Source organism: Halomonas sp. SIMBA_159 (assembly GCF_046536035.1).
In the GTDB taxonomy this organism is placed as follows: domain Bacteria; phylum Pseudomonadota; class Gammaproteobacteria; order Pseudomonadales; family Halomonadaceae; genus Vreelandella; species Vreelandella venusta_A.
In genome coordinates, this window is the sequence record NZ_JAWJBT010001300.1 from 1 (window position 1) to 245 (window position 245).

Below are 245 nucleotides of genomic sequence, written 5' to 3' on the forward strand. Positions count from 1 at the left end.
GCTGCCCCAGCAGGGCGAGCCGACTCTCGCCCCGAAGCTGACTCTCGACGACGGCCTGCTCGACTGGACTCGGCCGCTCGGCGAGGTGTTCGGGCGGTTCCGCGGAGTCACGCCTGAACCGGGCGCGCACACCACAGTCGATGGAATCCGACTGAAGATCCTCGAGGCGACACCGACGACGGTCGAGGTCGCCATGGAGCCAGGGCAGATGGTCGCGACCAAGACCGCGCTTCTCATCGGAACCG

General features: G+C 68.2%; 1 protein-coding gene. It reads left to right on the forward strand.

The genetic code is table 11. The features are described from left to right. A partial coding sequence (locus R0J87_RS23450; RefSeq protein ID WP_498889384.1) for a hypothetical protein occupies positions 1–245 on the forward strand: 245 nt, incomplete at both ends.